This is a genomic window from Gemmiger formicilis (assembly GCF_016901605.1).
Classification (GTDB): Bacteria; Bacillota; Clostridia; order Oscillospirales; family Ruminococcaceae; genus Gemmiger; species Gemmiger formicilis_B.
In genome coordinates this window covers 1-377 of the sequence record NZ_JACJKP010000497.1, presented here as the reverse complement: position 1 = coordinate 377, position 377 = coordinate 1, and the positions used below count along the sequence as shown (strand labels likewise).

At 59.9% G+C, this 377-nt stretch carries 1 protein-coding gene; it reads left to right on the top strand.

Going from position 1 to position 377, the window contains the following annotated elements; translation table 11 throughout:
• The coding region (locus H6B10_RS15625; RefSeq protein ID WP_204652378.1) for a hypothetical protein at positions 1–277 on the top strand (277 nt) is incomplete at its 5' end.
• Between the last annotated feature and the right edge of the window lie 100 nt (positions 278–377).

Sequence of the window (377 nt, the reverse complement as noted above, 5' to 3'; positions counted from 1 at the left end):
CGGCGGGCGCAACACCATCGACCTGCGCTTTGAGGAGATCGTCCTGTTCCAGCTGCGGCCCAGGCCGCCGCGCTATGATTCCATCATCTATGATTGCACCCTGCTGCGCCGGGACGGACTTTTCTATTGGGCAGATTTTCATACTCCCCAGATCGATGCGTCCTTTGGTAGCATCGACCTTTCTGCCCCGGAAAAGGATGCAGGCACCTGGGTCGTGGCGGAAAAAATGTTCTGGAAGATGGAACAGACAGGCTGGAAGCGGACGCCCGCCGAGTAAGGAAGGGCTGCGCGTAGGCCAGTGCCCCCCCGAGCAATGTTCCGGGGGGCATCGTGCCGGTACTGCGTGCCAGGATCGTACTTCAGGTGAACCACTATGC